Annotated in this window: 8 protein-coding genes; 5 read left to right on the top strand and 3 right to left on the bottom strand. The window is 66.0% G+C overall.

Annotated features, from left to right (window positions below):
• The first annotated feature begins 142 nt into the window (after positions 1-142).
• Positions 143-1,399, top strand: a complete 1,257-nt coding sequence (locus V6U89_RS11875) for a helix-turn-helix domain-containing protein (protein WP_334570945.1) — start codon at positions 143-145, stop codon at positions 1,397-1,399.
• Positions 1,400-1,849: 450 nt separating this feature from the next.
• Here V6U89_RS11875 and V6U89_RS11880 read toward each other — a convergent pair whose 3' ends face one another.
• On the bottom strand, positions 1,850-2,629 hold the full coding sequence (locus V6U89_RS11880; protein WP_334570946.1) for a transposase family protein: 780 nt from the start codon (positions 2,627-2,629) through the stop codon (positions 1,850-1,852).
• A gap of 566 nt (positions 2,630-3,195) precedes the next feature.
• Here V6U89_RS11880 and V6U89_RS11885 point away from each other — a divergent pair.
• Positions 3,196-3,645: a hypothetical protein gene (locus V6U89_RS11885; RefSeq protein WP_334570947.1), complete on the top strand. Its 450-nt coding sequence runs from the start codon at positions 3,196-3,198 to the stop codon at positions 3,643-3,645.
• 568 nt (positions 3,646-4,213) lie between these two features.
• On the opposite strand, the gene V6U89_RS11890 is transcribed toward V6U89_RS11885, so the two are convergent.
• Both V6U89_RS11890 and V6U89_RS11895 read right to left on the bottom strand, forming a co-directional pair.
• Positions 4,214-4,606, bottom strand: a complete 393-nt coding sequence (locus tag V6U89_RS11890) for a hypothetical protein (protein ID WP_334570948.1) — start codon at positions 4,604-4,606, stop codon at positions 4,214-4,216.
• A 19-nt stretch (positions 4,607-4,625) separates the two neighbouring features.
• Positions 4,626-5,288, bottom strand: coding sequence for a DUF433 domain-containing protein (locus tag V6U89_RS11895; RefSeq protein WP_334570949.1), 663 nt, complete (start codon positions 5,286-5,288; stop codon positions 4,626-4,628).
• A 207-nt stretch (positions 5,289-5,495) separates the two neighbouring features.
• On the opposite strand from V6U89_RS11895, the gene V6U89_RS11900 reads away from it, so the two are divergent.
• The 3 genes from V6U89_RS11900 (at position 5,496) to V6U89_RS11910 (ending at position 8,714) form a co-directional block, all read left to right on the top strand.
• A complete protein-coding gene (locus V6U89_RS11900) occupies positions 5,496-6,119 on the top strand; it encodes a hypothetical protein (RefSeq protein WP_334570950.1) in 624 nt (207 codons plus the stop codon).
• A gap of 70 nt (positions 6,120-6,189) precedes the next feature.
• On the top strand, positions 6,190-6,390 hold the full coding sequence (locus tag V6U89_RS11905) for a hypothetical protein (RefSeq protein WP_334570951.1): 201 nt from the start codon (positions 6,190-6,192) through the stop codon (positions 6,388-6,390).
• A gap of 815 nt (positions 6,391-7,205) precedes the next feature.
• A complete protein-coding gene (locus V6U89_RS11910; RefSeq protein ID WP_334570952.1) occupies positions 7,206-8,714 on the top strand; it encodes a hypothetical protein in 1,509 nt (502 codons plus the stop codon).
• Positions 8,715-8,805: the final 91 nt, after the last annotated feature.

Here is an 8,805-nt window from a genome sequence, read left to right on the forward strand (position 1 = left end):
CCCACCGGACCAGTGATCTTCGGGCAACGGAATTTGTAGATATGACGATCGCTCAGCCGCTCGGCCAACGACAGGTGTCACTGCGGGGTCAGGCCACTGTCCCCTTCCCTGTCACCCCTGTAGCCGGGCCATACTTGGGCTCATGGGAGACACGAGCAGCGCGGGCGAGGGCCGGCCTCTGTGGGCTCGCCGCATCCGGAACGAACGGGCCGCCCGAGGGTGGTCGCAGGCTGAGGCGGTCGAAGCCCTCAGGGCGCACGCCTCGTCTGAGCTGCCGTCGAGCGGCAGCCTGCTCCGCAACTGGAAGCGCTGGGAGGCGGGCGACGCCGAGCCGGACGACTTCTACAAGGCCCTCATCGCGGCTACGTTCGGCACCGTCACCGCTGCGTTCTTCCCCCGACGTGGCCGCGATGACATCGACAAGGCTCTGATCGCCGGCACCGGTCTCGACACCCTCGAAATCGTGACACGAATGCGCGCGTCGGATGTATCGCAAGCGACCCTAAAAGGGCTGCGGATCACCGCCGACAGACTGTGCAGTGAGTATCCCTACGCCGACTCGGCGGACTTGCGCGTCGAGGGACACGCGTGGCTGCGGCGCATGACGGCACTTCTCGACGCTCGCCTGACGCTCGCTCAGCACAGGGAGCTGCTCACCCTGGCGGGAACGGTCGCGCTCCTGGTGGGTTGTGTCGAGTACGACATGGGTCGACGCAGCGAAGCCGAGGCGACCCGCAAGGCAGCGTTGCAGCTCGGAGAAGAGTCCGGGGACGTGAACGTCATCGGTTGGGCGCAGGAGATGCGCGCGTGGTATGCGCTTACGGCAGGCGATTTTCGTGGCGTAGTTGCCGCCGCCGAAGCAGGCGAGGCAGCCGCGCCGCGCCACAGTGTGGCCGTCCAACTGGCGGCCCAGCGGGCCAAGGCGTGGGCTCGGATGGGGGACCGGCGTCAAGTTGAGCTTGCTCTAGACCAGGGCCGCCGCATCCTTGAAGGTCTGCCGTACCCGGAGAACCTGGATCACCACTTCGTTGTCGACCCCGCCAAGTTCGACTTCTACGCGATGGACTGCTACCGAATCGTCGGCGAGAACGGGCTTGCCGAGGTCTACGCGGATGAGGTGATCCGCTCATCCATGGACAGCAGCGGCATCGTGCGCAAGCCTATGAGGGTGGCGGAAGCGCAGATCACCCTTGGCGTCGTGGCTGCACGAGCGGGCGACTTGGATCGCGCCGTCGACCTCGGCCGCCAGGCGCTTAGCGGCAATCGGCGATCGTTGCCATCGCTCGCCATGGTGGCCGCGGACCTGTCGGCAGTGCTCGCGAAGCAGTACCCGGACGCGCCTGAGACACGAGACTTCGCGGACGAGCTGCGGGCAGTCAAGGCTAGCCAGAGCGCCTAGCGCTCAGCGTCATCGCCCGACGGCGGTTGGACCTCTGCCCGCAGCCTGCCGCCGACGCCGGGCCTCGGGCGCGCCTCATGCCAGCTGACAATGTGCGCCGGCCGCCACACGTGCGTCCGTCCGAGGGTCAGATCGGGCGCAGGCATCTGCCCCCGCTTCCGGTACGTCGCTACCGTGCCGACCCGCACCCCGAGGTAGGCGGCGACATCCGAAGTCGTCCACCACTCCGCGTCGGGGTCAGGGTTCGTCACGTCCGCCATTCTGCCTGCGTTGGGCGATCAACGCATCTACGCGTCGGGTCGTCCCCTGGACGCTTGCTGCCGGCACGTAGACGCACGGATGACCTACGCATTACGAGATCAAGTCGCCAACGCCGGCGGCCGGGGCACACGGGGCCCTAAGGGACGTCTCGTAACTCGATGAAGGCGTTGCCGGTGACCGGCTCGGTGCTCACTGAGCCAGGGCGATGTTGTGCAGGTGGGCGATGCCGGAAGCGGCATCGGCCAATGTGTTGGCGGCGCGGCGGTAGTCACGCAGGATCTTCCAGCACTTCATCCTGGCCAAGGCGTGTTCGACCTGCGCTCGGACGGTGCGGTGCTCGGCATTCAAGTCTTCCTTCCAGGTCGGCAGCGCACCGCCGTCGGAGGGCTTGCGGTAGGGAATGATCACCTCTGGGTTGCCGCGGTAGCCGCCGTCGGCCATGACCGGCCGTCCGGCCAACTTCTGGTCGATATCCGAGGTGCGGTAGACGATCGTGTCGTTGCGGTTGCCCGGCTGCGGGTCACCGACGGCGATGACCAGACGGGTGCTGGCGTCGATGGCGACCTGCAGGTTCGTCGAGTAGCGGTAGTTCTTGCTCGGCGCGGCCAGCCGGTGGTCCCGGGTCGGGATCAGCGTGCCGTCGACGATGGCGATCTGGTCGACCGGGCGCCGGCGGACCGGCGCCAGGGCCAGCAGGGGTCCGAGAGTGTCGATGACCCGGTGCGCGGCGGAGTGCGACACCCCGAACAGCGGGCCGATCTGCCGCATCGTCAGGTTGGTGCGCCAGTATGCGGCCACGAGCAGCACCCGATCGGGCAGGTCAAGAGCCCACTGCCGGCCCGGCCGGCCGTCAGCGATCGCGTCCCCGCCACGCTCGGCGACCACGCGGACCAGCCGACGGAACTGGGCGGGCTGCAAACCGGTGAACGGAAAAATCCACTCCGGGCGGGTCGAGGAGATCACCTGCACCCAGACATCCTCGATGATCGTCCTTAGCGGACGGACGCCGGGTTACGAGACGTCCCTTAGGAGCGAAAACACCTTTCGACACCTCGCATCACTCCCCCCACCATCCGCCGACCTCTTGCGGACCAGATGCGGACTGCCTTGTCGGCGTCGCGGTCACGCAGGTCCACCTTGGACGCCGAGCGAGGCTCCTCGGTATGCTTCACCTAATCATTGACGGGGAGGCACCGTTGGCCGGATTTGACATCACCTCCATCCTCGACTTCAAGCCTCCACGTTACATTTGCCCGCTCTGCCGTGGCCTTTTCCGGGAATTCAAGTGGGTTCAAGAAGACCCTGATGACCCTTGGAGCAGTGTTCAGCATTGCCCAATCTGTGTTTCGAAGTTTGTCTCAGGTGAGTTGGCTCCGAAGTACAACAACACTCCTCACCACTACCTGACTGAGGAGAAGTTCACTGTCGAACTAGGGCCTGACGCATTGGAGCACGCGCGGGCTATGGCGTCTCTTATTCGCCAGGCAACGAGTCCGCAGCATTCATGGGAGGATCCCTGGCCTCTCATGCGGCTGATGTTCGAGGTGCTGGCACGCGCACGACACTTTGTCTACTTCAGCACCTGGGGCATGAGCCACCTCATGATCGGTGCCTTCAAGATGGCCTCTGTGAGAGTTCCTGTTCTGGGCGTGGTGTCAAATGTTGAAGAACACGCCAGAGTGGAACTGACCGGCTATCCAGATGAGGCTCCTCAACTGACCGTGCAGGTCGTGCAGCCTGGCGCCGGCTCCTGGGATGCCCCGCACCAAAAGCTGGTGGTAGTCGACGGGATGGTTGCATTCACGGGGTCCACCAACCTGACGAACAATGCCATCCGAAAGGCTGACCGCGGGCTGGATATCAGCGAAGTGGTTACCGACGTTGACAAGGTAATCCAACTAAGCAATCAGTATTTCGCTCCCACTTGGAAGAGGCTAACCGCAGCCAATGAAAACGAAGTCGTTATGTGGGAACCGCCGTTCTAGAGCGGAGTCATCTCCTCGTCGGGGCAGTTGCAGGCCTTCCAGCCTCTCCGCACGGGAACAAGGTGGAGCGCCCTACTCGACGAGTCTCCATGGCGGTTGTCACGCGCCGCCGTGAATGCCACGCGGTTTAGGAAGTGTGGACACGGCCGGAAGCCGCTCGGCAATGAGCTGTCTTGACCTGGACGGCCACGCTGGTTGCCATGTCCAGGAGCTGACCGCCGTTGACCGCCGTCGCCCACCCCAACGGGCACGCAACGGGCACGGCTCGACCCTTAGCGTGGGAAGTGGACAAGATCGGACCTGCGTGCGGCCTTCCCGGGCTCGGTGCGGTCTCACGTGGCCTCGACCGGCCTTTCGTGGCACGGACTTATGGCCCGCCAGTGGACCGCAACTGCTCGGCATCCAGTGCGGGGTCGCGATGGCCGACCCGCACGGCGTCAGCGGGCCGACAGTGGAGCTACTGGAGGCGGCCGGCCCAGACATGCAGGTGGCCGAAGATCACGCCGCCGAGCTGCGGGCACGACTCGGACGGCAGGGAACCCGGTACGACCACGCCCGGGCAGGGCCCCTACGGGCGGTGGCGGTGGATCTCGGCCAAACGCTCCTCGTAGCTGATCACGCTGTCGCGCCTCAGCCAGTAGACGTTCGGGCGGCGGGCCGAGGCCAGCGAACAGATTTGGGACAGGTTCAACCGCACCAGCTCGATGATCTGGTCACGGGCTGCGTCGCCGGGGAACAGGAACATGTGCACCTTCGCCTTGAGGAAGGCTCGCAACTCCAGCTCCCGCTTGAGGATGTACTGGTCGCGGCCGAACACGACCCAGCCCCTCTCGCCGATCACCGGCAGCCAGTCCTCGTCGGCCAGGCCGTCCTCCAGTCGCTCCCGCGTGAAGACGGAGGCGGGGCTGTGCACCTTGTAGCCGAGGTCGACGATGCACCGGCGAAGCGACCGGCCGTGCATGTTCTCGTCGATGTAGAACTCAGGCGGCGCGGCCCAAGAGGATGCGTGCGGCGGCTCGGGCGTCGTGGATGTCGATCCCGAACTCGTCCGCGACTGTTTCAGCGCTCTCACCCGCCTTCATCATGCCGGCGACGTCCGCCACCCGGGTCCCTGTCGCATCGAAGATCGGCTGCCCGAAGGACCGCCGCATATCCACGATCACCTTGGACGGCCGCCAGTTGGCCAGCGTCAGCTTCTTCGGGATACCGGCGCTGTCGAACGCGATGTACTCCATGTGATCGGCGACGATCTCCTTGATCACGTGCTGGTTGGTGCCGCCGACGATCAGTCCCTCTCCGGCGCGACTCTTGCTGAAGTCCCACAGCACGTCGATGCCGTCGGTGGCCAGCTCGGGCGCCACCAGGACGTACTCGCGGCCGAACTCCCGCTGGAGTTCCGTCAGCGCCGGCCGGATCTTCTGCGGGCGCACACCGGCGGTCCGCAGTGCCTCCAGCACGTGCGCCTCGGCCAGCGCGATGAACGTTACGGGCAGCACATCCGGGCGGCCGTCAACCACGTGCAGCAGTGGCCCGCCACGCGGGTAGCCGCGCGCCCATCGGTGGAACGTCTGCCTTGGCACTCGAAGATGACGTCCGGCCTGGGCGAGATTGAGAATTCCTTCCGTAAAGCGCACATCGCCCATTTCTCCCCCTTTCCGTACGTCACGCATTCCCTGCCAGCAGGATTGCACATTCGCGGTGTTGCGCGCACCACCGTCGGGGTGTCGCCCCTTCCGCCGTTCAGAGGTTGCCGAGCAGCACGCGCCCGATGTGCGGGCGCGGCCATCTCAGCGAGTTTGCGCCGCCGCGACCCGCAAAGCCGTCCCACCCCGAAGGTAGAGTCCGCGACCGTGGATAAGGTGACCTGGCTCGATGTCATCACTGTGGTCATCGCCCTGGGCGGCGTGGTCGTGGCAGCGCTCTCGTGGGTGGTGTCGCGTGGCTCCCGTGACGAGGCGCGGCGGTCAGCCGACGCCGCCGAGGTGTCGGCGAAGGCGGCGCAGGACTCGGCCCGGGAGGCGGCCGCCGTGGCGGCGATCGAGCGTGACCGGGACCATGACCGGCTTGGCCCCGGCCCGGTGCCCGACATCGCCCCCAAGCTGGAGACGAACCCGCGCAACAGTGGTCTGCCCGACACGCTGTTCGGCACGGTCACTGTGCCTCGCGATTACCGCGTGCGCGGCTTCGCAGTACGGGGCAACTCGTCATCGCCGATCGGGCTGGACCTGCTGCTCCACGCGGGGCGTCCCTACCGGTTTGCCATCGAGCAGTGGCCGAAGGACCGCATGGAGCCGGTCGCGGAGTACGTGCTGTTCCGGTTCTGGCCGCCGGCCGAGGTTGACGACGTGGACGCGTGGCGCTGCCCCTGCGACCGGCCGCAGGCCGATGGGAACGAGTGGACGCCGGGCCACTGGGAGTGGCGTGCGCCCGTCCAGTATCGGCGGCCACCAGCGCCGATGATCGCCTATCGCTGAGGCCGGGGCGCAAGCGCTGTGCGTGAAGGTAGGGCGAGAAGTGTCGGACTGCGCGCCTACCATCGCAGGCATGGCAGATGACACGACGGGCGTCCGCGTGACGCACACCAGCGGTGAGGACCACCACCCGACCGGCCGGGACGTGGGAATCGAGAATGGCCACCTCACCGTCTACGACAGCGAGAACCGGCCCTATGCGCGGACGGTCGCGGTGTACGCGCCGCAGCGGTGGGTGTCGGCTCTGGTCGAGAGAAAGCAGCAGCAGGGCTAGAGAGCCACGGGGTGGTCGCGCCCGCCGGCCCGCGCCTAGGCGACGGACGCGACCATGTCTCTACCGGCGGCGGTGGCGCCAGGACAGGTCGCCCCAATCACGCGACTGCGCCATCGGTGGCTGCCCGTCCAGCCCGAACCACTCACCGTCCACAGTGCAGCCCGCAGCGTGTGCCACGGGCGCCTGCTCGGGCACCAGGTGGTCGTCGGTCACCCCCTGGCGGCGGCCATCGCCCTCCACTCGGTCGACCAGCCGGCTCACATGACCACCCGGCCCTTGGCGTTCATCTTCGGCGCTGGCGCTGCGTCGCTCTGTGTTTGTGCTGGTGTTGGGGCGGGCGGGACTCGAACCCGCGACCGAGGATTATGAAATCAAGATCGGCCGCTCGACAACCTGCTCGACCGTGCTTCTACCAGCGGAAACGCCTCTCGACATCTCTCACCACTACCCCGTCACCCGCCGACCTCTTGCGGACTAGATGCGGACTACTGTCCCCGACTGGTCGACCGGCACGATGTGGCGATACTGGCTTGGCGAGACACCCACCGTTATCTATGGTCGTGAGGCGGTACGGCAGCGAGATGCCGACCAGAACGGTGGGGTGTACCGGCATGGTTAGCCACGGACGGGGTCAGCAGCGGGTGCGTCCGCGAGCCGCTCGCCGCGCCGCCCAACGGGCATCACAGAAGGTTGGCGGCAAGGCGGAGCGGCGCGGACGTCGCGTTCCGCCAACCGTCGCAGGCTTCGAGGCCGCGCTGCATGACCATGGTTACGACGGCGTCGCTGAGGCCCTGATCTCGCGACACAACCAGCGCATGGAACGAATCGAGACTGTCAGTCACACTATGCAGTGCAGTGGCCTACCGTTGCTTGCGAGCTACCTGCCGCTAGGGCTCGCGGCTGAGCAATTGGGTGCGCACCCTGGGCGCGCACCCATGCACTCGGGTTCGACCTGGGAAGACCATCTGGCTTGGGGGCTGGACAGCACCGCGGCAGCGGTCCGTCTGATGATGAGCTTGCAGCCGGTCGGTGCGAGCATCATCGCCCGGACCCAACTGGAGCGCTGGTCGTCGAACCTTGAATTCAACAGCTTCATCCGCCAGGAGCCGGGCGAGTCGACCGTCGCTTGGTTTAACCGGCTATGGAGCGCGCCGGTGGTTTGGCCAGATGGGGTGGCAACTCCGGTGGGTGATCTATTCGGGGATATCAGCGAGCTGTTGCATGGGCGCGGCCCGCTGATGCCGCTCGTGTGGCTTGATGTAGCCGACGTCACCGACGCCCCTTCAAGTGAGCATGTGCGGCTCCTCGACACCATCAGCGACTCGCTGGTGGTTAGCCTGAGCCACATCCGTAGGTGCCTCGCGACTGTCGCCGAAGCAAGAGGCCGGGGCTATCGTGCCCAGACGATCAACATGGTTCGGCTCGTCTCGCCAGCCCGGGGCTGGGTATCTGACCTTCGACCCTTCTTGTTCCCTCTGGTGCCGGATCAATTCCGGGCTGTCGAGGGCGTGCTCGGTGCGACCGCCAGCGGATACCGACGCGTAGTGTCCGCGCTGCGCGCCGGTCAACGTCACGATGAACCTTCGGAGCTGTGGCCGGTCCTAAGCTTCGGTGCCCAGCGGTTTCGGGCTCTGATACTTGCCGAGCACGCTCTGAAGGTGGAGCGGAAAATGCTTGGTGACCGGTTCGATGAAATGGGCATCCAAAGCCTTGCGACCGAGGCCGTGCTGGCGGGCGAGATGGCAGCCATGCTCGCGCTGTGGCTACGTCCTGACTCCGGTAGACGCCTGGCGGCAGACGCGCTCGCCGTCTCCGCATCTGGCCTGCGATCAGCCCAGTGGCTATGGCTCGAAGACGACGACCGCGCCATGGGCTGCCTGCGGTGTGTCATCGAGCAGGTCGCACGAGCACGAACTTGGCGGGTTAGGCCGGATCGTGCTGCGAAGATTGAAGCGAACCCAAAGTCCACTCCTCGCAACTGGATAGAAGCTGCCGGCTGGAAGCGCCTAAACCTGTTGAACCGCGCGCTCGGCGAGTTCGCGCATGGTTCGACGCGGTCGAATTGGGATGTCGCCCGTAACGCACTCGTCGAGCTCCAAGAGAATGCAGCGGAAGACGAGGCGAGGTACACAGGCCGCACTCATGCACTCGCCGCCATGATCTTTATCTTGTCCGTGGAATGCGCGGCCTGGGTCGACAGCTTCAGCAGCGAACTGGGCGAGGCGTACCGCAGGGTCATTCGTGTCGACGATGCGCGGGCCGACAAGGCTATTGAGGCACTGATGAACCGGGCGTGGGAAAAGCGAGGAACACCACTGCGGTAATGACGCACGCTTGCAGACTGACCTTCCTGCCATCCCGATGCTCCTATGGAGGTCAAGGGGTGAGGGCGGTGAAGTCGGCGCGTAGGGCGGT

This window comes from Micromonospora sp. CPCC 206171 (assembly GCF_036906755.1).
GTDB lineage: Bacteria > Actinomycetota > Actinomycetes > Mycobacteriales > Micromonosporaceae > Micromonospora > Micromonospora purpureochromogenes.